At 61.6% G+C, this 24,066-nt stretch carries 28 protein-coding genes and 1 tRNA gene; 15 read left to right on the top strand and 14 right to left on the bottom strand.

The annotated features are described in order from the left end of the window. Nucleotides 1–17: 17 nt before the first annotated feature. Entirely contained in the window at nt 18–1,082 is a 1,065-nt protein-coding gene (locus tag GA0061102_RS02155; protein ID WP_092843569.1) for a LacI family DNA-binding transcriptional regulator, read from the bottom strand. Nucleotides 1,083–1,232: 150 nt separating this feature from the next. Between GA0061102_RS02155 and GA0061102_RS02150 the strand changes: the two genes are divergently transcribed. Beyond that, entirely contained in the window at nt 1,233–1,526 is a 294-nt protein-coding gene (locus GA0061102_RS02150; protein ID WP_092843567.1) for a hypothetical protein, read from the top strand. A 38-nt stretch (nt 1,527–1,564) separates the two neighbouring features. Here GA0061102_RS02150 and GA0061102_RS02145 read toward each other — a convergent pair whose 3' ends face one another. The 4 genes from GA0061102_RS02145 to GA0061102_RS02130 all read right to left on the bottom strand — a co-directional run bounded on the left by GA0061102_RS02145 (nt 1,565) and on the right by GA0061102_RS02130 (nt 5,326). After that, nucleotides 1,565–2,293: an SDR family NAD(P)-dependent oxidoreductase gene (locus GA0061102_RS02145; RefSeq protein ID WP_092843565.1), complete on the bottom strand. Its 729-nt coding sequence runs from the start codon at nt 2,291–2,293 to the stop codon at nt 1,565–1,567. Continuing rightward, the gene (locus GA0061102_RS02140; protein WP_092843563.1) at nt 2,290–3,414 is read right to left on the bottom strand and encodes an alkene reductase; all 1,125 of its coding nucleotides are present in this window, start codon (nt 3,412–3,414) and stop codon (nt 2,290–2,292) included. The genes GA0061102_RS02145 and GA0061102_RS02140 overlap by 4 nt, the downstream gene beginning before the upstream one ends. 136 nt (nt 3,415–3,550) lie before the next feature. Then, a complete protein-coding gene (locus GA0061102_RS02135; RefSeq protein WP_092843561.1) occupies nt 3,551–4,357 on the bottom strand; it encodes an alpha/beta fold hydrolase in 807 nt (268 codons plus the stop codon). Nucleotides 4,358–4,438: 81 nt separating this feature from the next. Further along, nucleotides 4,439–5,326 carry a LysR family transcriptional regulator gene (locus GA0061102_RS02130; protein WP_092843559.1) on the bottom strand — a complete coding sequence of 296 codons (888 nt, stop codon included), beginning with the start codon at nt 5,324–5,326 and terminating at the stop codon, nt 4,439–4,441. A 97-nt stretch (nt 5,327–5,423) separates the two neighbouring features. On the opposite strand from GA0061102_RS02130, the gene GA0061102_RS02125 reads away from it, so the two are divergent. From GA0061102_RS02125 to GA0061102_RS02110, 4 genes are all read left to right on the top strand, one after another. Then, nucleotides 5,424–6,173 carry a sulfite exporter TauE/SafE family protein gene (locus GA0061102_RS02125; protein ID WP_092843557.1) on the top strand — a complete coding sequence of 250 codons (750 nt, stop codon included), beginning with the start codon at nt 5,424–5,426 and terminating at the stop codon, nt 6,171–6,173. Between the two features lie 78 nt (nt 6,174–6,251). Next, nucleotides 6,252–6,836 (top strand): isochorismatase family protein, encoded by a 585-nt coding sequence (locus GA0061102_RS02120; protein ID WP_092843700.1) that lies wholly within the window; start codon nt 6,252–6,254, stop codon nt 6,834–6,836. 66 nt (nt 6,837–6,902) lie between these two features. Continuing rightward, on the top strand, nt 6,903–7,352 hold the full coding sequence (locus GA0061102_RS02115) for an RrF2 family transcriptional regulator (RefSeq protein WP_037155386.1): 450 nt from the start codon (nt 6,903–6,905) through the stop codon (nt 7,350–7,352). After that, complete coding sequence (locus GA0061102_RS02110) at nt 7,349–8,230, top strand: NAD(P)/FAD-dependent oxidoreductase (protein WP_092843555.1); 882 nt, start codon at nt 7,349–7,351, stop codon at nt 8,228–8,230. Before GA0061102_RS02115 ends, GA0061102_RS02110 begins: the two co-directional genes overlap by 4 nt. Before the next feature lie 102 nt (nt 8,231–8,332). On the opposite strand, the gene GA0061102_RS33370 is transcribed toward GA0061102_RS02110, so the two are convergent. The 4 genes from GA0061102_RS33370 to GA0061102_RS02095 all read right to left on the bottom strand — a co-directional run bounded on the left by GA0061102_RS33370 (nt 8,333) and on the right by GA0061102_RS02095 (nt 10,300). Next, entirely contained in the window at nt 8,333–8,767 is a 435-nt protein-coding gene (locus GA0061102_RS33370; protein WP_245297896.1) for a Rossmann-fold NAD(P)-binding domain-containing protein, read from the bottom strand. Beyond that, nucleotides 8,716–9,000: an NmrA family NAD(P)-binding protein gene (locus tag GA0061102_RS33365; RefSeq protein ID WP_245297895.1), complete on the bottom strand. Its 285-nt coding sequence runs from the start codon at nt 8,998–9,000 to the stop codon at nt 8,716–8,718. The genes GA0061102_RS33370 and GA0061102_RS33365 overlap by 52 nt, the downstream gene beginning before the upstream one ends. A gap of 252 nt (nt 9,001–9,252) precedes the next feature. After that, on the bottom strand, nt 9,253–9,420 hold the full coding sequence (locus GA0061102_RS32870; protein ID WP_159432134.1) for a hypothetical protein: 168 nt from the start codon (nt 9,418–9,420) through the stop codon (nt 9,253–9,255). 7 nt (nt 9,421–9,427) lie between these two features. Further along, on the bottom strand, nt 9,428–10,300 hold the full coding sequence (locus tag GA0061102_RS02095; protein ID WP_092843553.1) for a helix-turn-helix transcriptional regulator: 873 nt from the start codon (nt 10,298–10,300) through the stop codon (nt 9,428–9,430). 93 nt (nt 10,301–10,393) lie between these two features. On the opposite strand from GA0061102_RS02095, the gene GA0061102_RS02090 reads away from it, so the two are divergent. Further along, nucleotides 10,394–11,290: an SDR family oxidoreductase gene (locus GA0061102_RS02090; RefSeq protein WP_092843551.1), complete on the top strand. Its 897-nt coding sequence runs from the start codon at nt 10,394–10,396 to the stop codon at nt 11,288–11,290. A 192-nt stretch (nt 11,291–11,482) separates the two neighbouring features. Here GA0061102_RS02090 and GA0061102_RS02085 read toward each other — a convergent pair. Beyond that, nucleotides 11,483–11,572: transfer RNA gene (locus GA0061102_RS02085), tRNA-Ser, on the bottom strand. A gap of 232 nt (nt 11,573–11,804) precedes the next feature. Between GA0061102_RS02085 and GA0061102_RS02080 the strand changes: the two genes are divergently transcribed. The 9 genes from GA0061102_RS02080 (at nt 11,805) to deoA (ending at nt 20,457) form a co-directional block, all read left to right on the top strand. Further along, entirely contained in the window at nt 11,805–12,122 is a 318-nt protein-coding gene (locus tag GA0061102_RS02080; RefSeq protein WP_092843549.1) for a hypothetical protein, read from the top strand. A gap of 372 nt (nt 12,123–12,494) precedes the next feature. Then, nucleotides 12,495–13,490, top strand: a complete 996-nt coding sequence (locus GA0061102_RS02075; protein ID WP_092843547.1) for a BMP family lipoprotein — start codon at nt 12,495–12,497, stop codon at nt 13,488–13,490. 81 nt (nt 13,491–13,571) lie between these two features. Beyond that, entirely contained in the window at nt 13,572–15,083 is a 1,512-nt protein-coding gene (locus GA0061102_RS02070; RefSeq protein WP_092843545.1) for an ABC transporter ATP-binding protein, read from the top strand. Nucleotides 15,084–15,090: 7 nt separating this feature from the next. Next, nucleotides 15,091–16,194, top strand: coding sequence for an ABC transporter permease (locus tag GA0061102_RS02065; RefSeq protein ID WP_092843543.1), 1,104 nt, complete (start codon nt 15,091–15,093; stop codon nt 16,192–16,194). A 10-nt stretch (nt 16,195–16,204) separates the two neighbouring features. Further along, nucleotides 16,205–17,176 carry an ABC transporter permease gene (locus GA0061102_RS02060; RefSeq protein WP_092843541.1) on the top strand — a complete coding sequence of 324 codons (972 nt, stop codon included), beginning with the start codon at nt 16,205–16,207 and terminating at the stop codon, nt 17,174–17,176. Nucleotides 17,177–17,180: 4 nt separating this feature from the next. After that, nucleotides 17,181–17,573 (top strand): cytidine deaminase, encoded by a 393-nt coding sequence (locus GA0061102_RS02055; protein ID WP_092843539.1) that lies wholly within the window; start codon nt 17,181–17,183, stop codon nt 17,571–17,573. Further along, on the top strand, nt 17,570–18,376 hold the full coding sequence (locus GA0061102_RS02050) for a purine-nucleoside phosphorylase (protein ID WP_092843537.1): 807 nt from the start codon (nt 17,570–17,572) through the stop codon (nt 18,374–18,376). Before GA0061102_RS02055 ends, GA0061102_RS02050 begins: the two co-directional genes overlap by 4 nt. Then, nucleotides 18,373–19,146: a deoxyribose-phosphate aldolase gene (gene deoC, locus GA0061102_RS02045; protein WP_092843535.1), complete on the top strand. Its 774-nt coding sequence runs from the start codon at nt 18,373–18,375 to the stop codon at nt 19,144–19,146. Before GA0061102_RS02050 ends, deoC begins: the two co-directional genes overlap by 4 nt. 3 nt (nt 19,147–19,149) lie before the next feature. Further along, the gene (gene deoA, locus GA0061102_RS02040) at nt 19,150–20,457 is read left to right on the top strand and encodes a thymidine phosphorylase (protein ID WP_092843533.1); all 1,308 of its coding nucleotides are present in this window, start codon (nt 19,150–19,152) and stop codon (nt 20,455–20,457) included. Between the two features lie 7 nt (nt 20,458–20,464). On the opposite strand, the gene GA0061102_RS02035 is transcribed toward deoA, so the two are convergent. The 4 genes from GA0061102_RS02035 to GA0061102_RS02020 all read right to left on the bottom strand — a co-directional run bounded on the left by GA0061102_RS02035 (nt 20,465) and on the right by GA0061102_RS02020 (nt 24,052). Next, entirely contained in the window at nt 20,465–20,989 is a 525-nt protein-coding gene (locus tag GA0061102_RS02035) for a TIGR02281 family clan AA aspartic protease (RefSeq protein WP_092843530.1), read from the bottom strand. Between the two features lie 126 nt (nt 20,990–21,115). Further along, nucleotides 21,116–21,745: a uracil phosphoribosyltransferase gene (gene upp / locus GA0061102_RS02030; protein WP_092843528.1), complete on the bottom strand. Its 630-nt coding sequence runs from the start codon at nt 21,743–21,745 to the stop codon at nt 21,116–21,118. 121 nt (nt 21,746–21,866) lie between these two features. Beyond that, nucleotides 21,867–22,835, bottom strand: a complete 969-nt coding sequence (locus GA0061102_RS02025) for an adenosine deaminase (protein ID WP_092843526.1) — start codon at nt 22,833–22,835, stop codon at nt 21,867–21,869. Further along, the gene (locus GA0061102_RS02020; protein ID WP_092843524.1) at nt 22,832–24,052 is read right to left on the bottom strand and encodes a phosphopentomutase; all 1,221 of its coding nucleotides are present in this window, start codon (nt 24,050–24,052) and stop codon (nt 22,832–22,834) included. Before GA0061102_RS02020 ends, GA0061102_RS02025 begins: the two co-directional genes overlap by 4 nt. Between the last annotated feature and the right edge of the window lie 14 nt (nt 24,053–24,066).

The following is a 24,066-nucleotide window of genomic DNA, read 5'->3' as shown; positions in this document are numbered from 1 at the left end:
AAGCAGGGTCGCGCCGGTCACCTGTTGTCTTTCGGCACCGCGGTGCTCCCGCGCACCACCAGCGTGACGTCGATCATCTCACGCTCCACCGGCACTGCATCCTCAAGAACCGCCTTTACCGCACGTTGCGCGATTTCTGCAAAGGGCTGTGCCATCGTCGTCAGGCCGGGCTCCACCATGCCGCCTTCCGGCACGCCGTCGAAACCGATGACGGAGACATCTTGCGGAACCGAAAGGCCTCGTGCTCGCAGCCAGTTGATCGCCAGCAATGCGATATTGTCGGACATGGCGAGGATCGCCGTCGGCGGCTCAGGCGCGGAAAACAGGAAGTCCAGCCCGGCTTCGACGCTTGGCTTGTCGTTGGTCGTCTCATAGATCGGCACGTTCTCGCGCCGAATGCCGAATGCTTCCAGCGCTTGCCAGTAACCGAGCGCACGATCGCGCGAGGTCGAATAGATCGCCCGCTCGATCTCGGCGACGCCGACCGGCCCGACATGGTCGTCCGAGAGTTCGGTCGCAAGCACGCCAAAACGCTTGTGACCCAGCTCTGCCAGATGCCGGGCTGCGACAGCGGCACCTCCCAGATTGTCGACGCTGATAGAAGCGATCGACGGATCGTCGTCGTTCAGGGCCAGGGCGATGAAGGGCAATTGCCGTTCGCGTGTCAGCTGAACCAGCTTTTCGCCGCCTTCGACACAGAGCAGGATGAAACCGTCCACCAGCGCACTCTTGATGTTCCAGTCCAGCGTCTGCCGGTCCTTGGCTGAGACCAGCGCAAGACCGGTGCCACTGGCATCGCAGACTTGGGAAACGGCGGCCAAGAGCGCTCGTGCCCAGGGATCATCGAAGAAATAGGCAAGCGGCTCCACGGCCGCGACGCCGATGGCATTGACCTTTCCGGCCCGCAGCAGCCGTCCCGTCAGGCTCGGCCCGGCATAGCCGAGCCGTTTGGCCGTTTCCAGCACGTGTTCGCGCACTTCCTCGCGCACCACGTCGGGCCGGCTGAAGACATTGGAGGCGGTTCCCTGCGATACGCCCGCCGCCTTGGCGACGTCCGCGAGCCTGACGGTGCCCTTGGCCAACGCAATCTCCCTAGTTTCTGGCGCATCCTAGCAATGAAATTGTATCGGTTCAATTCCGCTTGACGTCAGATTTTTAAAGCATAGGATTGAACCGATTCAATAAGGTAATGCGTATCGATATTGAATCGATTCAAATCGAAAGACAAACCGATGCTGACCAATCATCTCTTCAAGGATCTCTACTATGATCGCTGGGGCGATCCCGCCAATCCGAACGCTGTCGATCCGCCAACACCTGAAGACAAGGGCGGCGCTGGCGGGCAAGATATTCTTGCCCGACTGGCGGGACTTTTTTGCCGCCGTCGAAATCGCCCGTCGGCTTGGTCCTTCACGATTCCGAGTAAGACGCCCGACACGGAGAGCGAAACCGACATGCGGAGCCGCACCGGGCTTGAAGATCCGAAGTTCCTCGCGATCGCCAAGGCCCTGTCGCGGAATTGCTAGAGCAACACTATGATGCGCTCCAATGCCCTGCGACGGCTTTAGAAGTTTTCCTTGTAGGGCCGCAGATCGAGCTCTTGAGTCCAAGCCGATGGATGCTGGCGATGGATATGCCAGTAGCTCTCGGCAATGGCATCGATGTTCAGAAGCCCATCGGCATCCACATCCGGCCGTCGCGAGCGCAGCCGCTCACCGTCGATGCCGCCATCGATGATGGTGTGGGCGACATGCAGGCCGAGCGGACCGAACTCTCGCGCCATGCTCTGGCTGATCATTCGAAGGCCCGCCTTGGCGGCTGCGAATTGGGCAAAGCCCGCCTTGCCGCGCAAGCTGGCGGAGGCGCCGGTGAAGATCACCGTACCGCGGCCGAGCGGTGCCAGGTGACGCGCCGCCTCGCGCCCGACGAGGAAGCCGCCGAAGCAGCAGATGCGCCAGAACTCCTCGAACTGGGCGGCAGTCAGATCGCGAAAGCCGATCGGACGGTTGATGCCGGCATTGAAGACGACGAAATCAGGCGCGGCGATGCCATTCCGTGGCGTAAAGGCATGCTCGAACAGCCGCACGACGGCGGCTTCGTCCGTCGCGTCCGTTTCGATAGCCTCGGCGCTGCCGCCGGATGCATTGATGGTCGCGGCGACTTTGTCGATCTTCGCCGGTGTCCGCCCGGCAATGACGACATGATAGCCCTTGCCGGCGAGAAGTCGACAGAGCGCAGCGCCCAGCCCTTGTTCCGCTCCCACTCCGACGATGACGGCGTTTGGTGTGCTCATTCTGCTGCCTCCATGGCATCATCTAATGATGGATAGTCGGTATAGCCCTCGGCTCCACCGCCATAGAAGGTCGGGCGATGGTAGGGGTTGAGGGGGGCGCCGCGCCGAATGCGCTCCGGCAGATCGGGATTGGCGATGAACAGGCGGCCAAAGGCGATCGCATCGGCGTGGCCGGCGGCGAGCGCTGCCTCGGCAGTGTCCGGCCGGAAGTTTCCAGCCACGATCAGCTTGCCCGACCATGCGGGTCTGAACAGTTCCGCAGCTGAGGGCACGTTCTTGTGGTCGACTTCGGCTTGACCTGCGCCGCTCGCACGCGGCTCGATCAGGTGCAGATAGGCAAGATGCAGCCGGTCCAGTTCGCGAATGACATGGCCGTAGAGACGCAGCGGATCGTCCTCGCCGCTGTCATTGGCAATACCGAAAGGCGAGAGGCGGACGCCGACGCGCTGCGAACCCCAGACCTTGGAAACGGCTTCAACCACCTCGAGCAGAAGCCGCGTACGGTTCTCGATCGAGCCGCCATATTGGTCGGCCCGCTGGTTCGTCCGTGCCTGCAGAAATTGTTCGATCAGGTAGCCATTGGCGCCGTGGATCTCGACCCCGTCGAAGCCGGCTTGCTTGGCGTTGGCGGCCGCCTGTGCGTAGATGTCGATCAGCAACGGTATCAGATCGATGTCGATCGCCTGCGGCGTCTCGAAAGGCGCGTGTTCGAAGGAAGCCGTAACAGCCTGTCCCTTGGCGGCGATTGCCGAAGGAGCGATGGGGGCAGCCCCATCGGGCTGATGCGAGGAATGGGAAATGCGGCCGACATGCCAGAGCTGCAGGAAGATCTTGCCGCCCTTGCCATGGACCGCATCCGTCACCGCCTGCCAGCCGGCGATCTGCTCGGGCGTGTGGATGCCGGGTGTTGCCGGCATGCCTTGCCCGACGAGAGAAACCTGCGAGCCCTCGGAAATGATCAGGCCGCCCTTGGTCGCGCGCTGTCCATAATATTCGGCATTCAGCGCGGTGGGGACATTGCCCGGCTGGCTTGCGCGCATGCGCGTCAGCGGCGCCATGACGACGCGATGCGCCAGCTCATAGGGGCCGATAGCAAGCGGCGAAAATAAATTAACTGTCATGAAATTCTCCTGCCTGGAGCCAAAATTGCTCCCCGGGGCGGAAGGGCCTGTCAGTGGCGATTCGGTCTCGGGAGTTCGAATAAGATGATGGTCATCATTTATTCCAACAATCGGACGTGCGCAACTGAATCTAATGTCAGGCCGGAATCCGAGCGAGGAACGCGAGCAGGGCGGCGTTGAACTGAGCCGGTCGCTGCAAGGGTGCGAAGTGACTGACGCCGGGCAGAAGGATCATTTCCGCGCCCGGAATGTGCCGCACGAGATAATCGGCATGTTCGCGCTTGATGAACTCGTCATGCTCGCTGTGCACGATGACGACGGGCACGTGGATGTCGGCGAGATCGGCGATGGTGTAATTCGGCTCCGTCCGCTGCATCAGGCCGACGGCCTCGACGAAGGCATCGAACTCATCAGGCGCGGCCGATAGGGCGGCATAATCCTTCGTGTGCCGGGAAAAACAGCGTTCGATGATCGGCGTTGCCACGAATTCCTTCGTGCCGCTGGGGTCCATGTTGCAGGCGAAGAAGAACACTCCGGAAATCCGCTCCGGATGGGTTCGTCCAAGGATCATGCCGACGCAGGCACCGTCGCTCCATCCGGCAACGGCTGCTTTCCCGATCTTCAGCCTGTCCATGACGGCCAAAACGTCGGAGGCCATCAGCTCGTAGGTATAGGGCCGCTCGTTGCGCGTGCTGCGGCCGTGACCGCGGCTGTCGATGACGATGGCACGATGGCCGGCTTCGATCAGTGCCGGCACCTGATAGCCCCAGTTGCCGCTGTTTCCGAGCCCGCCATGAAGGAGGATCACCGGAGTGCCGCTGCCGTAGGATGCATACCATATGCGGGCGCCGTCGTGATCGACATGGCCGCGTGTTTCCGTGTCCGGCAAGGGTGCTGCCCCTTCTGCCTCGAATCGATCGAGATTATCATCCCGAAGTTCCATGCTGACCTCCCAACAGGCCGCCTTCTCCAGACAGCAATGCGAGCGAACCTATTCGATCCGCGATGGTTTTTCCAACACAGCTTACGGTTTCGTCGCCGCCAGATGCTCGAAAAGATCGCGGGCCTGCGGCGGCAGATCTTCCAGTGAACGTATGCAGACCGAAAGCTTGCGCGTCGCCCAGCTGTCGGTAAGGCGCAAGGCGGCTATCCCCATCGAGCGGCTGCAGCGCCGCGCGGCTGATACCGGTACGATTCCGAGACCGATGCCGCAGGCGGCCATCTCGCAGATGGCCTCGAGGGTCCGCAGCCGTACACGCATCTTCAGCCTTGTGCCGAGCCTGGCGGCCTGCGCGTCGATGTGGTCCTGTAGTGCCCCGCCTGCAAGTCCGATGAAATGCTCATGCAGGATATCGGCAAAAGCGATCCGTTTCGCTGCCGCAAGTGCATGATCGCGAGGCAGGACCACCACGAGCCGGTCGATGGCGAAGGGTTGCAATATCAGGCCCGACGTATCGACGGCGTCCGAGAGGATGCCGATGTCCGCCAATCCCCCCGAAACGGCTCTTGCGATTTCGATGCTCTGGCGTTCCTTGAGCTCGATATCGATCTGCGGATGCCCGGCCATCCAAGTGGCAAGGCGCTTGGGCAGGAACTCGGTGATGGAGGCGGTATTGGCGACAAGCCGGATCGTCGCCCGCAGACCGCTGGCGTGCTCGCCGAGTTCGCCGTGCATCTGCGCCAATTGCCGTTGGATCACGCGCGCATGATGCGCCAGCGCTTCCCCGGCCGCCGTAGGACTGATGCCGCGCCGCCCGCGCTCCAGAAGCTGCACGCCGCCATTGGCCTCCATGTCGCGCAGCCGCTCGCTGGCGGCCGGCAGCGAAAGTCCGACGTCGGCTGCTCCATGGGTAATGCTGCCGGCGTCGACGACGGCAAGGAAGAGGCGAAGGTCAGTCAGATCGAAACGCATGACCGAAAACTACAGCATATCCAGGCTTCGGCATAGCCGAAGCCTGCCTTCGCATCATCCGCATTGTCTCCTTGTCCGGACTTGCTAGGGAAGGGGCATGATGGATCATTCGATATGGCTTGTTGCCGCGATCTTCGCGACTTTCTTCGCCGCCGGCATCGTCAAGGGCGTGACCGGCATGGGGCTGCCGACTGTGGCGATGGGCGTGCTCGGCGCATTGATCTCGCCGCTCGCGGCGGCAGGCCTGCTGATCGCGCCGTCCTTCGTGACGAATGCCTGGCAGCTGCTGGCTGGTCCGAGTTTCGGCAGGCTTGCGCGCCGGTTCTGGCTGCTGACCGCCTTGGTCGTGGCCGGCACTTTCGCCGGCTCATCCTTCCTTGCCAGCGGCAACTCGCTGCTGACGACAGGTGCCTTGGGCGCCGCACTCGTCCTCTATGCCGCCCATGCGCTGCTCGCCCGCCAGCTTCGTGTGCCTGCGAAACTGGAGCCGTTGATGTCGCCCGCCATTGGCCTGGCGACCGGCCTTCTGACCGGAGCCACGGGTGTCTTCGTCGTGCCCGCAGTTCCCTATCTTCAGGCGCTCGGCCTCGAGAAGGATGACTTGGTTCAGGCCCTCGGCCTTTCCTTCACGGTTTCGACGGTGGCGCTGGCCGGCGCGCTTGCATGGCACGGCGCCTTTCGCATGGACAATCTGGCAATGTCGGCCCTTGCTATCATCCCGGCGCTCGCCGGCATGTGGGCAGGGCAAATCATCCGCAATCGCGTCAGCCCGACAACCTTCCGCCGATGGTTTCTGGTGTGCCTTCTTATGCTTGGCGCTGAAATGATCTTCAGGGCATTTTTGTAGTTGAGATCGACCTTGTCAGTTCGTCGGGTGCGCCTCCATATGATGTGAAGTTTTCTTCAAATGCCGGATCGAGCGACCATGAAAAAGGAGCAGTACGAGATCGGCGATCATCATCTCCCGGTGGATGGGCTGCTTGTCGTCGATGTCCAGAGCGCTTTCGTGCAGGGGACGGAAGCCGTGCCTGGTCATGGTGAGCTGCTATCGATGATCGCCGTGCTGCTGGCTCAAGCCCGCAGCGCCGGTGCGCCGGTGATATTCCTGCAGAACGATGGCCAACCTGGCGCCGTGGACGAGCCGTTTCAGCCTGGATGGGAGCTGCATTTTCCGCCTCGTCCCGGCGAGAGGGTGGTCAGAAAGGCCGAGGATGATGGCTTCGAAGGCACCGATCTTGACGGCATTCTTAAAGCCTCCGGCGTGCGTGATCTTGCCATCTGCGGTGTGCTCTCGGAAATGTGCGTTGCCGCGACGGCACGGGCAGTGCTGGAGCGCGGCTACGGTGTGCTGCTGCCGCACGATGCCCATGCCACCTATGACGTCCCTGCCGGGCCGGGGTCGCAGGGCGTTCCGGCGGTGATGGCGGCCAGAGCCGCGGAATGGTCGCTCGGTGATGAGGTGCGCATTTGTGCCTCGGCGCGCGACGTCCGTTTCAAAGTGCGCATCTAGCTCGGCGGCTTCTCTCGTCCGCGAAGCCCCTTGATTGCCGCTTCGAATTGTAATAATTGAAGTTACATGAAAAGAGACAGCCGCCTTTCCTCCGTCTTGCACGCCTTGCTCCATATGGCCGAGCAGGATGGTCCCGTCACATCCGAGACTTTGGCGCAGTGCATGAACACCAATCCGGTCGTTGTGCGACGCACCATGGGGCTTCTGCGTGAGGTCGGCATCGTCAGTTCCGCCAAGGGGCATACCGGCGGCTGGACGATTGCCGCCGATCTCGGCGCGGTGACCCTGCGCCAGTTGCATGAGGCGCTCGGCGAACCTGCGGTTTTTGCCATCGGCAATCGCAATGAAACGCCCGAATGCCTCGTCGAACAGGCGGTCAATTCCGTGCTCGACGACGCTTTCGCCGAGGCTGAAGCACTGCTGCTCAAGCGTTTTGAAACCGTCACCCTCGCCGATCTCGCCGTCGACTTCGCGCGGCGCCATGCAGAGTGGCGTGAAAGAAGGACCATATCATGAGCCACGACGTTATCGTCATCGGGGGCAGCTACGCCGGAATGGCGGCCGCCCTCCAGCTTCTCCGTGCCCGCCGCAAGGTGCTGGTCATCGACGCCGGCAAGCGCCGCAATCGCTTCGCCACGGAGTCCCACGGCTTTCTCGGGCAGGATAGTGTCGATCCTGCGGAGATTGCCGGCAAGGCGCGCGAGCAACTCCTAGTCTATCCGACACTGACCTGGGTCGAGGGCAATGCCGAGCGAGCGGAGGGCGAAAAGGATGCCTTTGTCGTCACGACTGCCGATGGTGCGCGTCATGATGGCCGCCGGCTTCTCTTTGCGACCGGCGTATCCGATATGCTGCCGGCCATCGAGGGTCTCGGCGAACGCTGGGGTAGAAACGTCTTCCACTGCCCCTATTGCCACGGCTACGAGCTCGATCAGGGCCGCATCGGCTGCATCGCCACAGGGCCGATGTCGCTGCATCAGGCGCAGCTCCTGCCGGAATGGGGTGATGTGACGCTCTTTCTCAATGGCGCATTCGTCCCGGATGAGGCGCAGCGCGCCGATCTCGCCGCTCGTGGCGTAACGATCGAGGAAACGCCGATCGCAAGGCTGGAGGGGAAGGCCGACGTGCGTCTGGCCGATGGTCGCCTGCTGCAATTTGCCGGGCTCTTCACTGCATCGCGCAATGCGCCCTCGAGCCCGATTGCCGAGCGGCTCGGCTGCACGCTCGAGGAAACGCCTTTCGGCACGCAGATCCAGACAGACACCATGAAGGAAAGCACCGTTCCCGGCGCTTTCGCTTGTGGCGATGTCTCGCGCATACCGCATTCGGTGTCGCTGGCTGTGGGCGACGGCGCCTGGGCCGGCGCGCAGCTTCATCGGTCGCTGGTGTTTTAAGGCCGGCTCAGGAGGGTGTTTGCGTCCTCCTATTTTCCTTCCGGTATTCTTACGATAACCGTTTCGTCCGGGCCGATGGGCCGGCCGTCCTGCGCCCGGATGTCAAGCTGCACCGGCTGCCCCGTGGCCCGCGCCAATCCGCGCCGCGAGCTCGCCACCGCCTACGCTTTCCGGTCCTGCGATACGGTGATCGCCGGCATCGATGCCGCGTTCCAGCAGGGTTACTGCCGCGCGGGCGCAGTCATCGGTCGATGTCCATGCAATGCGTTGGGATTCGGCAATCGGCGGCGCGAATACCCGCTGCTGAACGATTTCCGTTCGCGCCGAAGGCTTCAGAAGATTGTCAAGATACATGGTGGGCCGGACAATTGTGAACGGCAGGCCCGACCGGCGGGCCACCTCCTCGATCATCGCGTTGGCGACGAAGCTCGCTTCTTCGCAAGGTGCCGGACGGCTGGCGCTGGCGAGTTTCAGGACAACGGATTTCAGACCGTAGGTGGGGGACGCCGAGACTGCATTCTCGGCTTGGATACGCATATCCTCTTGCGAGCCGATCGGGAGCTGCAGCACGGCATGGGCGATGCCGGATCGCGGAGGTCGCTTTCCGCAAGCTCGATGCCGAGCGCCGCCAGTGCCGGAACGCGTTTCGGGTTACGGACAAGCGCCCTGACCTTGAAGCCGTGTCGAAGCGCGGCGCGGACGACGGCACCGCCCTGCACGCCGCCGGCGAGGTAAACGAGGATCGGCTGGGATTTATCGATGATGAACATGAAATGGCTCCTTCGAATACGGTCTGCCGAAGGAGCATCGTCGGATGGCCGCCGGGCAGACCCAGAACGCGCTCGAGGCGCCGGGACTGTCGGGGAATCTCACGCTGGGCGTGGAATAGAGTCACTCCGTTTGTGGAGATGGGCTTGGGCCTACCGAGACCAAGCCAGCCATTTTCGACGAGCGGAATTTAGGTCGGACTCATCGCCAGCGTCAATCGAAAGATGATCAAGATGCGACGCCGGCCTGTCCTCCTATCTCTTGCGGGCCACGATGTAGGGGCGGTTGTCGTTGCCCTTCGTTGCATAATTTTCCGTCGTCACGCTGATCGCATATGAAGAGGTCCGCCACCTGAGCAGCCGCAGGAAAACCTCGTCGACACTCTCCTTGATAACTTCGTCCGACAAGGGTTCGACGATCATCGGTTTCTCATGGCGTGCGGGGCTCGTCGGAAGCGGCGCCATCCGAGGGTAAAGTCGGGAGCAATGATTTGATCCGCTCGGCATCATCTGATGTTGCCGGATTGTAGACGACCATGCTGAGATCCGTGCGGCCGTCGACCGAAAAAGCCGAATATTCGAATGCGAGCGGGCCGAGAACCGGATGGCGTATATGCTTGATGGCTTCAGTATGGGTGCCGGGAACGTCGTTATCGCGCCACATGGCCCTGAATTCTGGGCTGACGCGGCAAAGTTCCGCCACGAAAGGCTCTACTTCGGTTGCCGCGCCAGCGCGGGCCGCGTCGACACGGAATGCACCCAAGGCGAAACGAGCCACGCTTTCCCAGTCATATTGCATGGCGCGGGCGCGCGGATCGAGGAAGATGTAGCGCAGGATATTGCGCTCTTCCGGCGGCAGCGATCCGTAGTCTGTCAGCATCACGGGGGCCGCCCGGTTCCACGCGATGACGTCCCAGGTGGCGGTCCTGATGAGGGCAGGGCAAGGCTCCAGGGCATCGAGCACGCGCTGCAGCCGCGGCGTCACGCCATCATTCCTGCGGTAGCGGGCTTCGGGCGGGCGGCCGAGGCCGAGCAGGAATAGATGTTCGCGTTCCACCTCCGTCAGCATGAGTGCGCGCGCGATCCGGTCGAGCACGTCGGCGGAGGGTGCGCCGCCGCGCCCCTGTTCCAGCCATGTGTACCATGTCGGGCTGATATTGGCGCGCTGCGCCACTTCCTCGCGTCGCAGTCCGGGCGTCCGGCGCCGTTCCGAGGCAAAGCCGAGGACGGATGGGTCGAGTTTGGCACGCCGGTCCCTCAGATAGGTCCCGAGCAAGTTCTCCGTTTCGAGAAGATCGGTCATCCTGTTAGTTCTTTTACTAGGATAAGGTCACTACTTTACCAGAATAACCGATGGGCACAGATTTGTCTCCGACGAAATAAGGAGACTATGCCTATGCGTATTTTTGTGACTGGCGCGACCGGAAACATCGGCTCGAATGTCGTGAGGGAATTGATCGCGGCCGGCCATCAGGTGCTCGGCCTTTGCCGCTCGAAGGAGAAGGCGGTGGCGCTTGCCGCCGCTGGCGCCGAGGTCCTTCGTGGAACGATCGAAGATATCGGAATCCTGAAAAGCGGCGCCTCCCAATCCGACGGCGTCATTCATCTTGCCTTCAACCACGACTTCTCGCGATTCGTTGAAAATTGCGAGGACGATCGCCGCGTCATCGCAACGCTCGCCTCGGCTCTCGCCGGCTCGGCCCGCCCGCTGGTCGTCACATCAGGCACGCCCATCGCCAACACGGTTCCAGGCGAGCCCGCCAGGGAAGACAATCCCATCGTCGGCTCCGACACGCATCCGCGTGCGGCCTCCGAGGAGGCGGCGATCCTGGCCAGTGAGATCGGCGTCAACGTCTCGGTCGTGCGGCTGCCGCAGGTGCATGATCCGGTCAGCCAGGGGCTTATCACCCCCTTGATCGAGATATTCAGGCAAAAGGGCGTTTGCGCCTATATCGGCGATGGGCTCAATCGCTGGCCGGCTGCGCATTTTTCCGATGTCGCACGTCTTTATCGCCTTGTCGTCGAACGCGCCGAGCCGAATGCCAGATATCATGCGATTGCCGAGGAAGGCGTGCCGATGCGCGATATCGCCGAAGTCATCGGCCGCCGCCTGAACCTGCCGGTTAAATCCGTCGGCAAGGAAGAGGCTCAGGAATACTTCGGTTGGCTCTCCATGTTCGCCACGCGCGACATGCCGGCCTCCAGCGCCAAGACGCGCCAGAAGCTTGGCTGGGAACCGACCGGCCCGAAGCTGCTCGACGATCTCGCCGAGCTTCGGGTTTCCTCGTCGTGATGCTGGCCGTGAAGATCTGATCTGCCGTCGGATTGGAGTTTATTGAAGCGCTTAGTTCCAGGCCTGGCCGGCTTCGTCGGCCGGGTCTTTGACAGCTTCAGGTCGTGCGCAGGTATTTCCTCGCAAATGAGCGAGGGGACAGCCCATAGCTATTGGAATTCGAAGAGAGCAGTGATCGGGGCAGGGCATAAATGGCGGACAAGGTGGGATTCGAACCCACGGTACGCTTTCACGCACACACGCGTTCCAGGCGTGCGCCTTAAACCACTCGGCCACCTGTCCATCTGCACTTTCGCGTCCGATAAAGGAGCTATTGTGGGAACGGCGCGATATATACCGATGAATTTTCTAGGATCAACCCGAATCTGACAGTTTTTTGACTTCTGGACAAAAAACTCTGTTTCTCATCCCCATTGCGCTTATTTCGCGCCCAACATATCTAAGGGTATGGATGAGGCGGCGTTAGACGGATCGGCTCTTTTGGGCCGGCTGTAATGAGTATGCGGAGGGAGTCATGCGTTTCCTGTTGCGTTTTGCCAGCCTCGTTGCGCTGGTGGTTGCGGTCATTGCCGGAACCATCGATTCCATCCAGTCCGTCGCTGCTTCGGCTGTGGTGCTGACCCCGATGGGCGATGCCTGGAATGATGTCAGCCCGTCATCGCTGGCGACGGTTCGCTCGGCGATCTCCTATTATGTTCATCCGCGCTTTTATGACATGGCAATGCAGTGGCTGCTGTTTCAGCCGGCCTTTGCCGTGTTCCTGATCATCTCGCTGCTGCTGTGGATGATTGCCTACAAGCGGCCTCAGCTTGCAGGTCGGCTAGGCGCCTGACAGGTCTGTGACCAGCCCTTTTGTCCTGCGTCATTCGGGGAATTCTGCCCCCCATAAAGCTGCATGGCGATGGGTTTGCAGGAGCGATACCAGGGGTCTGATCACCGGTTGCAGACTATCGAATGACCGTCCAATTGGCCGATTAAATTGCAATTTGAGGCCGAAATTGTTTAAAAAATGGGTCATTTGAGCAGGTTTTCACCAGTTCCCACAAATCTTTACCAACTGAAAAATTTCTCGTGAATTTTTCGTGCAGCCATGCAAGGATGCACGCCAGCTTGGCCTCGGGGGAGGTCAGCGGTTCCGCAGACATGCCCGGTCAACGGGCTTGCGGGAGGACCCAACAAGATAGCAACAACAGGGCTGCGACACATGAAAAAATCCCTTCTGACCCTTTTTGCCTTGGCTGCCATGTCGGCGACGGCGCTTGCGGCCGACATCAAGCCGGCAATCGTTTACGGAACCGGTGGCAAGTTCGACAAGTCCTTCAATGAAGCAGCCTATAACGGCGCTGAAAAGTTCAAGAAGGAAACCGGCGTCGCTTACCGCGACTTCGAGCCGACGGGCGACACCCAGGGCGAGCAGGCGCTGCGCAACTTCGCCAGCAAGGGCTTCAATCCGGTCATCGCCGTCTCGTTCGCCTGGACCTCGGCTCTCCAGAAGGTTGCCGCTGAATATCCGAAGACCGAATTCGTGCTGATCGACGACAGCCTCGATCTGCCGAACGTTCGCTCCGTCAAGTTCAAGGAAAATGAAGGCTCCTATCTCGCCGGCGTCATGGCTGCCCTCGCATCGAAGACCGGCAAGGTCGGCTTCGTCGGCGGCATGGACATCCCGCTGATCCGCAAGTTCGAGTGTGGCTACGAGCTGGGTGCGCGCGCCGCCAATCCGAAGATCGAAGTCCTCCAGAACATGACCGGCACGACCGGCGCTGCCTGGAACGACCCGGTTCGCGGCGGCGAGCTCACCAAGAACCAGATCGACCAGGGTGCCGACGTCGTTTACGCGGCTGCCGGTGCTACCGGTCTCGGCGTGCTGCAGACGGCTGCCGACAACAAGAAGCTGTCGATCGGCGTCGATAGTAACCAGAACTACCTGCATCCGGGTTCCGTTCTGACCTCGGTCGTCAAGCGCGTCGACCTCGCCGTCTACAATGCCTTCACCGATGCCAAGAACGGCAAGTTCACGCCCGGCACCCAGGAACTCGGCCTGAAGGAAGAGGGCGTCGGCGTCGCCATGGATGACAACAACAAGCCGCTCGTGACACCGGAAATCAAGGCTGCGGTCGACAAGGCAAAGGCTGATATCGTCGCTGGCACCGTCAAGGTCCACGACTATACGGCCGACAACGCCTGCCCGAAGAGCTGATAATGAAACAAGGGCGTATGACGAAGCAAACCGTCATACGCCCTTTTCTTATCCGGAATCCGGTTTCTGGAGCCTCTCATAGTGAGCCAAATCCCTGCCATTGAGCTCGTGGGCATCGACAAGAAGTTCGGTGCTGTCCACGCCAATAAAGATATCAACCTGACCGTCGCCAAAGGCTCGATTCACGGGATCATCGGCGAAAACGGTGCCGGGAAATCGACCCTGATGTCGATCATTTACGGCTTCTATCATGCCGACAGCGGCGAGATCCGCATCAATGGCAACCCCATCGCCATCCGTGACAGCCAGACGGCGATATCAGCCGGTATCGGCATGGTGCACCAGCACTTCATGCTGGTCGACAATTTCACCGTCCTTGAAAATGTGATGCTGGGCGCCGAAGGCGGCGCGCTTCTCGCCAAGGGCGTTACTGCCACGCGCGCCGAGCTCACTCGGTTGGAGAAGGATTACGGCTTGGAAGTCGATCCGGACGCGTTGATCGAAGAGCTTCCCGTCGGTCAGCAGCAGCGCGTCGAAATTCTGAAGGCGATGTATCGCGGCGCCGAGATCCTCATTCTCGACGAGCCCACCGGCGTTCTGACGCCGGCCGAAGCCGACAATCTCTTCCGCATTCTCCGCGTGCTGCGCGACCAGGGCAAGACGATCATCCTCATCACCCATAAGCTGCGCGAAATCATGGCGATCACCGATACGGTATCGGTCATGCGCCGCGGCGAGATGGTTGCCACCCGCAAGACGGCGGAAACCACTGTCGAGGAACTGGCTGAACTGATGGTCGGCCGCCGCGTGCTGCTGCGCGTGGAAAAGGGCGCTCCCAATCCGGGCGAAGTCCTGCTCTCGGTGCGCAACCTCACCGTCAAGGACGGCCGTGGCGTTACCATGGTCGACAACGTCTCCTTCGATGTCCGCGCCGGCGAAATCGTCGGCATTGCCGGCGTTGCCGGCAACGGCCAGTCCGAGCTGCTTGAGGCCATCGCCGGCATCCGCAAGCCGGCGTCCGGCGAAATCCTTCTGCATGGCAAGCCGATCGGCAATGCCGATCCGGCGGCGCTCCGCGAACTCGGCCTTGCCCACATTCCGGAAGATCGCCACCATATGGGCCTCGTCCTCAAGTTCGAGGAATATGAGAATTCCATGCTCGGCTATCACCGCGACCGCAAATACGGGCGCGGCGGCATGCTCGATCTCGATGCCATGCGCAAGGATGCCATCGAGAAGATCGAGAAATACGATATCCGCCCGCCGAATGCGCGGTTGAAAACAGCCAATTTCTCCGGCGGCAACCAGCAGAAGATCGTCGTCGCCCGCGAAATCGAGCGTGATCCGCAGGCTCTGCTGATCGGTCAGCCGACGCGCGGCGTCGATATCGGTGCCATCGAATTCATCCATCGCCGCATCATCGAGATGCGCGACGCCGGCAAGGCCATCCTGCTGGTGTCGGTGGAGCTGGATGAGATTCGTGCGCTTTCGGATCGTATCCTCGTCATGTTCGCCGGCCACATCGTCGGTGAAAAGTCGGCTGAGGCCGGTGAACAAACACTCGGCCTGATGATGGCCGGCATTGCCGCGTGAGGCGTTTATGAGCACGGCTTCCGTACCGCTCCCCAATTGGATCAACTACGGTCTGATCCCCATCCTCAATCTGATCGTTGCCTTCCTGATCTCCGGCCTCGTCGTCTGGTTCATCGGCGAAAGCCCGCTCGATGCGCTCGTCCTGCTGCTGCAGGGCGCTCTCGGCAGCGGCGAGGGCATCGGCTTTACCCTCTATTATGCCACGAGCTTCATCTTCACCGGCCTTTCGGTCGCCGTCGCCATCCATGCCGGTCTGTTCAACATCGGCTCGGAAGGTCAGGCCTATGTCGGCGGTCTGGGCTGTGCGTTGGTGGCGCTGGCGCTGGACAGATACGTGCCCTGGTACGTGACGATGCCCTTCGCGGTCATAGGAGCTGCGATTTTCGGTGCGCTCTGGGCCCTCATCCCGGCATGGCTGCAGGCCAAGCGCGGCAGCCACGTCGTCATCACCACAATCATGTTCAACTTCATCGCATCGGCGATGATGAACTTCCTGCTGGTGCATGTGCTGATCGTGCCGGGCAAGATGGCGCCTGAAACCCGCACCTTCCTGGCGGGTGGTCAGCTGCCCAAGCTCGATTGGCTGATGAGCATTTTCGGCTCGACCATAGGTGCGGCGCCGCTCAACGTGTCTTTCCTGATCGCGCTGGTCATGTGCTTCCTCGTTTGGGTGCTCGTCTGGCGCACCAAGCTCGGCTATGAAATGCGCACCCTCGGCCTCAGCCCGACGGCTGCAGTCTATGCCGGCATTCCCTATGCCCGCACGGTCGTCATCGCCATGCTGATCTCAGGCGGTCTCGCAGGCATGATGTCGCTCAATCCGGTCATGGGCGCCTCCGCGCGCCTGCAGGTCGAATTCGTGCTTGGCGCAGGTTTCGTCGGCATCGCCGTGTCGCTGATGGGCCGCAATCATCCCTTCGGCATCATCCTGGCGGCGATCCTGTTTGGCATCCTTTATCAGGGTGGTGATGCGCTCTCCTTCGATATGCCGAACATCACTCGCGATATGATCGTGGTGATCCAGGGCCTTGTGATCCTGTTTGCCGGGGCGCTGGAATACATGTTCCGACCCGCGCTTGGGCGCATCTACCAGTCATTCGCCAGGACGTGAGGATCGGACGATGGAATATTATGAGCTCCTCATCAGCATACTTGGCTCGACGATCCGCCTGTCGATTCCGCTGATCTTTACCGCGCTGGCGGGCTTGTTTTCCGAGCGTGCCGGTATTTTCGACATCGGTCTCGAAGGCAAGATGCTGGCCTCGGCCTTCGCCGCAGCCTGCGTCGCTTCGATTAGCGGCTCGGCCTGGGCCGGGCTTGGCGCCGGGATCGTCGTCTCTGTCATGCTTGGTCTGCTGCATGGCTTCGCGTCGATTACCAATCGCGGTAACCAGATCGTCTCGGGCGTTGCCATCAACTTCCTGACCGCTGGTTTGACCATCGTTTTGGGTCAGGCCTGGTTCGGGCAGGGCGGCCGCACGCCGACGCTGCCTGGCACCGCGCGTTTTTCTGCCATCACCCTGCCGGGTGCCGATGCGATCCGTAGCGTCCCCATCATCGGGCCGCTCTACGCCAATGTCATCTCCGGCAACAATGTCCTGACGTACCTTGCCTTCATAGCGGTACCGATTTCTTGGTGGATTCTCTATCGCACCCGTTTCGGTCTGCGGCTGCGCGCTGTCGGTGAAAACCCCGGCGCCGTCGATACCGCCGGCATCTCGGTCGAATGGCTGCGCTATCGGTCGCTGATCGTCGCCGGCATTCTCTGCGGCTTCTCCGGCACCTATCTCTCGATCGCCCAGTCGGCCGCCTTCATCAACAATATGTCGGCGGGCAAGGGCTATATCGCTCTGGCCGCGTTGATCTTCGCAAAGTGGAAGCCGGTGCCGGTCATGTTCACCTGCCTCCTGTTCGGCTTCCTCGATGCCTTCGCAAATTTCATGCAGGGCAAGGCGGTTCCGGGCATCGGCGAGGTGCCGGTACAGATTTTCCAGGCGCTGCCCTATATCCTAACCTGCATCCTGCTTGCAGGCTTTATCGGCGTCGCCAAACCTCCGAAGGCCGGTGGCGTACCCTATACGAAGGAGCGCTAAATCCATGTCGCATGATCTGTTCGAAGCCGCTCGCGGAGCGATGGCCTTCGCTCATGCCCCCTATTCGAAATTTCCCGTCGGCGCGGCCATCCGCGCCGAGGACGGCAAGATCTATGCCGGCGCCAACATCGAGAACCTGTCCTTTCCGCAGGGCTGGTGCGCCGAACCCACAGCGATCAGCCATATGATCATGGCCGGCGCCAAGAAGATCGTCGAGATGGCCGTCATCGCCGAAAAGCTGCCGCTCTGCCCGCCATGCGGCGGCTGCCGGCAGAAGATCGCCGAATTTGCCAGCAAGGAGACACGGATCTATCTTTGCGACGAAACCGGCGTGAAGAAGACCATGACCATGGAAGAGATGCTCCCCTTCAGCTTCGAAACCGAGATACTCGGATGAGCGAAGCCGTCGATATCCTCAAGGAAAAGCTCGCCGATCTGAAGCCGCGCTACGGCATCATCCTCGGCTCCGGCCTCGGCTCGCTGGTCGATCAGGTCGTGGATGCCCTGCGCATCCCCTATGCCGATCTGCCCGGCTTCCCCGTCAGTGCCGTGTCCGGCCATGCCGGCACGCTGGTTGCGGGCAAACTCGGCGACGTCCCGGTCATCATGATGTCGGGCCGTGTGCACTACTACGAAAAGGGCGATGCCAATGCCATGCGCACGCCGATCGAGACGCTGAAGGCCCTCGGCGTCGATACGTTGATCCTGACGAACTCGGCCGGATCGCTGCGCGAGGAGATGCCGCCGGGATCGGTGATGCAGATCACCGACCACATCAACTATTCCGGCATGAACCCGCTGATCGGCGAGGAGAGCGACAAGCGCTTCGTCGGCATGACCAGCGCCTATGACATCGACCTGATCATGCGCATGCGCAAAGCCGCGGAAAAGGCCGAGATCAAGCTGTCGCACGGCGTCTATATGTGGTTTTCCGGACCGAGCTTCGAAACGCCGGCGGAGATCCGCATGGCGCGTGTCCTCGGCGCCGATGCCGTCGGCATGTCGACCGTGCCGGAAGTCATTCTGGCACGTCTTTTCGGACTGAGGGTTGCCGCCGCCTCCGTCATCACTAACTATGGTGCTGGCATGACCGGTGGCGAACTCTCGCATGACGAGACGAAAGACATGGCTCCGGTCGGTGGCACACGTCTCGCCGCCATTCTGAAAGAGATGATTGCGGACGAAGGAGATTCACAATGACAAGCCATTCCCTGAGAGAAACGGCGGCCGTTGCGCTTTCCCTTCTCGACCTGACCAATCTCAAGGACGACTGCACGCCTGCTCAGATCGAGGCGCTGTGCGCCCGCGCGCAATCGCCCTATGGCAATGCCGCCGCCATCTGCATTTGGCCGCGCTTCGTCGCCCAGGCGCGCAGCATTCTCGGAACCGATCATGCCGTTAAGATCGCGACAGTGGTGAACTTTCCGGCCGGCGACATGGAAGTGGCCGACGTATCAGCCGAAGCCCGTGAAGCCATCGCCGATGGCGCCGACGAGATCGATCTGGTCATTCCCTATCGCGCATTTCTGGCCGGCAATGAGCAAGCCGTCACCGATATGGTCGCCGCCTTGCGGGCCGAGTGCACGGGGCCGGTCCTCCTGAAGACCATTCTCGAGACCGGCGAACTCAAGGACGCAGCGCTGATCCGGCGTGCGTCCGAACTCGCGATCGAGGCGGGCTCCGATTTCATCAAGACCTCCACCGGCAAGGTTGCTGTTAACGCGACGCTCGAAGCTGCCGACATCATGCTGCGGGCAATCCGCGCCAGCGGCCGTAAGGTCGGTTTCAAGCCGGCTGGCGGCATCGGCTCCGTCGCCGACGCGGCTTTGTACCTCAGCCTTGCCGAGACCATCATGGCGCCCGATTGGGCGATGCCGTCGACCTTCCGCTTCGGCGCGTCGAGCCTGCTCGACGATATTCTGAACGTGCTGGCCGGCGGCGAATCCAAGGCGGCGGCTTCAGGCTATTGATCCATGATCCCGCAGGAAATCATCCGGCAGAAGCGTAACGGCGCGATCCTTTCGGCCGCCGATATCGATGGCTTCATCGGCGCCTTGGGGCGCGGCGAACTGGCCGAAAGCCAGATCGGTGCCTTCGCCATGGCCGTGTGGTTTCGCGGCATGACGCGCGACGAGACCGTGGCCCTGACGCTCGCCATGGCCCGCTCCGGCGACACTCTGTCCTGGCAAGGCATCGGCAGGCCAGTTGCCGACAAGCATTCGACCGGCGGCGTCGGCGACAACGTCTCGCTGATGCTCGCCCCCATCGGCGCCGCCTGCGGTCTCGCCGTGCCGATGATCTCGGGCCGCGGCCTCGGTCACACCGGCGGCACGCTCGACAAGCTGGAATCCATTCCCGGCTATGGCATCACGCCGGATGCAGCCCGTTTCCGCAAGGTGGTCGATGAGGTGGGCTGCGCCATCATCGGCCAGACCGGCGCTCTGGCGCCCGCCGACGGCAAGCTCTATGCAGTGCGTGACGTCACCGCGACCGTCGATTCCGTGCCGTTGATCACTGCGTCTATCCTGTCGAAGAAGCTGGCGGCCGGGCTGGAAACGCTGGTGCTCGACGTCAAGATCGGCAGCGGCGCCTTCATGACCTCGCTTGAAGAAGCCGAGACGCTGGCGCGCTCGCTTGTGGAGGTGGCGAACGGCGCGGGGGTCAAGACTTCCGCCCTCATCACCGATATGAACCAGCCCCTGGCCGATGCGGCCGGCAATGTGGTCGAGCTTCGCAATTGCCTGGATTTCCTGAAGGGGAACAAGGCAGGCACGAGGCTTGAGACGATCATCCTCGCCTTTGCATCCGAAATGCTGGTTCAGGCTGGCATTGCCGCGAGCACGGCAGAGGCCGAGGGCAGGGCGCGCGAGGCATTGGCGTCCGGCAAAGCGGCGGAGGTCTTCGGCCGCATGGTATATGGTCTCGGTGGCCCGGTGGATCTGCTCGAAAACCCCGATCGCTATCTGGTGAGTGCGCCGGTGCAGACGCCGGTTCTCGCGGCCGCAGATGGCTGGCTCGGCGCCTGCGATGCGCGTGCGATCGGCGTGAGCGTGATCGATCTCGGCGGTGGGCGCCGCCGTCCACAGGATAAGATCGATCACCGCGTCGGCTTCAGCGACATCCTGCCGCTCGGCACTAAGGTCAGCAAGGGCGACCGTATCGCTGTCGTTCACGCAGCCGACGAGGCGAGCGGGGAACGGGCGGCGGCCAATTTGTCGGCTAACTATCGCATCGTTGAAACCGCGCCCGATCTGCCGCCTGTCATCGTCACGAGGATCTGACGGGCCGCTATTGCGTCAGGCGCATCGTGCCGTTTTGAACAGCATAGGAGTTCAGCTTCTTCAGGAAGCTCATGCCGATCAGCGTGGTCGACAATGCGCTGTCTTTGGCGACGATCGCATCTATGTCGCGGATCCGGATTCCGCCGATCTCAAGGCGATCCAATCTGACAAGTGCGGCCTTGGACGTGCCGTTCGCTGTCTGGATCGGGTACCGATAATCCAGATCGACGCTGCTGAACCCGATGCTGCGCGCCGTGCTTTCATTGATGGCGACATAGGTCGCACCGGTATCGATCATCCCATGCACCGACCGGCCATTGATCGCGAAGTCGCCCTGATAGTGGCCACCGGCGTCGGCGCGCAGCGATACGCTGCCATATAGACTGGGCGGTTCAGCTTTCTGCGGCGGGAGCGATACGGCTTCTACGGGCGCAGGCTTCGGCCTGTTCACGATATCGCTGTTCAAGAACATCGGCACCTGCGTGGCTGCCGCTGCAATAATGCCTGCAAAAACAACAACGCGAACGAGCATTGGCAAGGCCCCTCCTGCGGGCATTGCCATATCTAAGCCAAGTTTGCTGAAATGCCGCTAAAGCAATCAATAAAAAGCCCGGCAGTTGAATACTGCCGGGCTTTAACCTGAGTATAGTAATGTAATTTACTTCGTGCCGTACATGCGGTCGCCGGCATCGCCGAGGCCCGGCACGATGTAGCCCAGCTCGTTGAGATGGCTGTCGATAGCGGCGGTGAAGACCGGCACATCCGGATGCGCCGCACGGAAATTGGCGAGGCCTTCCGGGGCAGCCAGCAGGCACAGGAAGCGGATATTGTGGGCGCCGCGCTCCTTCAGCTTGTCGATGGCGGCGATCGAGGAATTGCCGGTTGCCAGCATCGGATCGACAACGATGATCAGGCGCTCGGAAATATCCTCCGGCGCCTTGAAGTAATATTCGACCGGCTGCAGCGTCTCGTGATCGCGGTAGACGCCGATATGTGAGACGCGCGCCGAAGGCACGAGATCGAGCATGCCTTCGAGCAGGCCGTTGCCGGCACGCAGGATCGAGGCAAAGACCAGCTTCTTGCCCTCGAGGATTGGCGCGTCCATGGACTGCAGCGGCGTTTCGATCGTCTCGATCGTCAATTCCAGGTCGCGCGTCACTTCGTAACAGAGCAGCGTCGAAATCTCGCGCAGCAGCCGGCGGAAGCTCCCTGTCGACGTCTCCTTCTTGCGCATGATTGTGAGCTTGTGTTGCACAAGCGGGTGATCGATGACAGTGACGCCGTCCATGGGTTCAGCCTTCCAGTAATTCCGAGATATGAGATGTTTCTTTCACGGAAATTGACTCTGGTGCAAGAAAATAGGCCGCTTTTCGAGATTTCATCCCCAATCTGCGGCCCAAACCTTGTTTTTACAGCCTTGCGAGCAACGCCGCCCGTGTCGTCTCGTCCACAAAGGCCGCTTCGATCGCCGTGCGCGTCATCACATCGATCTCGTCGTCACGGAAGCCGAAGGCTGACGATGCCAACTCGTATTCGCGCTTCAGCGAGGTGTGGAAGAAGGGCGGGTCGTCGGAATTGATCGTGACCCGCACGCCGGCATCGCGCAGCTTGCGTAGCGGGTGCGACTGGAAATCCGGGAAGACGTTAAGCGCGATGTTGGAACCGGGGCAGACCTCCAGCACCGTGCCGAAATCGGCAAGGCGCTTGACGAGATCCATATCTTCGATGGCGCGCACGCCATGGCCGATACGCTGCGGGCGCACCAGCTCGACGGCATCGGCGACGGAAAAGGCGCCGCAGACCTCGCCGGCATGGATGGTAATGCCGAGGCCGGCCTCGCGCGCGATGTCGAAAGCCCGGGCATAATCGGCGACGCGGCCCCTGCGCTCTTCGCCGGCCATGTTGAAGCCGGTGATTAGCGGATTGTCGCTTTTGGCGGCATATTCCGCCGCCTTCACCACCCGCTCGGGGCCGAAGTGGCGTTCGCCTGTTACGATCAGCCGCGCCTCGATGCCGGTCTTTGCCTTGGCGGCGCGGATGCCGGCGGAAACGCCCGCCATATAGGCATCGGCGCCGAGACCGATACGGTCGCCGTGGTCGGGCGAGACGATGAGTTCGCTATAGATCGTGCCGATGCCGGCAAGTTCTTCCAGATAAGTTTCCGTCAGCAGCGCATAGTCTTCCTCGGTGCGGTAGACCTCGGAGACCTTGTCGTAGCAGACGAGGAACTCTGCAAAATCCTTCCAGAGGTAGGTGCCGTCCTTCAGGAAGGCGTTCGTGTCGACGCCGTATTTGTGCGCCTGTGCGAGTGTCAATGCTGGCGGAGCCGCGCCTTCCAGATGGCAATGCAGCTCCACTTTCTTCAAATGCGATGTCAAAGGAAACTCCTCCCGTGCGGCCCGGCCGCAATACCCAGATGTCGTGCGACCGTCTCGCCGATATCGGCATAGGTCTGGCGAATGCCGATGGAGCGCGAGCGGATACCCGGCCCGTAAGCCATGACCGGCACGCGCTCGCGCGTGTGATCCGTGCCGCGCCAGGTGGGGTCGCAACCATGATCGGCCGTCAGTATGACGAGATCGCCAGCTTTCAGCTTTTTATGCACTTCCGGCAGTCGCATGTCGAAGGCTTCGAGCGCTGCGGCATAGCCCGGCACGTCGCGGCGATGGCCGTAGAGCATGTCGAAATCGACGAAATTGGTGAAAACCAGATCGCCGTCTGCAGCTTCATCCATGGCCTTCAGCGTCGCATCCATCAACGCCATGTTGCCATTGGCCTTGATGACCTTGGAAACGCCCTGATGGGCAAAGATATCGCCGATCTTCCCCACCGCATGCACGGTGCGCTCGGCCTTGACCAGACGGTCGAGCAGCGTCGGTTCCGGCGGCAGCACGGAGAAATCGCGGCGGTTGCCGGTTCGCTCGAATGTCGCCACGGTCTCGCCGACAAAGGGGCGGGCAATGACGCGGCCGATATTGTAGGGATCGAGCAGGGTACGCACGATCGTGCAGAGGGCGATCAGCCGGTCGAGACCGAAATGCCGCTCATGCGCCGCGATCTGGAAGACCGAGTCGGATGAGGTGTAGCAGATCGGCTTGCCGCTGCGGATATGCTCTTCTCCGAACTTGGCAATGATATCCGTTCCCGAGGCATGGCAATTGCCGAGAATGCCGGGCAGGTCCGCTGCCTCGCAGATGGCGTTCACCAGCTCCGGCGGAAAGGCGTCGCCCTCGGCCGGAAAGTAGCCCCAATCGAACATGACGGGCGTTCCGGCAATTTCCCAGTGACCTGATGGCGTGTCCTTGCCGCGGGAGACCTCGCTGGCGCAGCCGTAAAGGCCGTAAAGCCTCTCCGGCTGCGGCATGCCGGCGGGATAGCTGCCCGATGCCGCCTTGGCGATCTCGAGTAGGCCGAGGCCGGACATGTTCGGCAGCGCCAAGGGTCCCTGGCGCAGGCCGTCGCGATCGGCCGCGCCCGCGGCACAGAATTCGGCGATATGGCCGAGCGTATCGGCACCTTCGTCGCCATAGCTTGTGGCGTCAGGGGCGCCACCGACGCCAAAAGAGTCCAAAACGAAGAGAAAGGCGCGCGCCATGGATCACCCGATAA

It is taken from the genome of Martinezella miluonensis (assembly GCF_900094545.1).
Taxonomy (GTDB): domain Bacteria; phylum Pseudomonadota; class Alphaproteobacteria; order Rhizobiales; family Rhizobiaceae; genus Rhizobium; species Rhizobium miluonense.
This window is presented reverse-complemented; position numbering and strand designations above follow the sequence as displayed.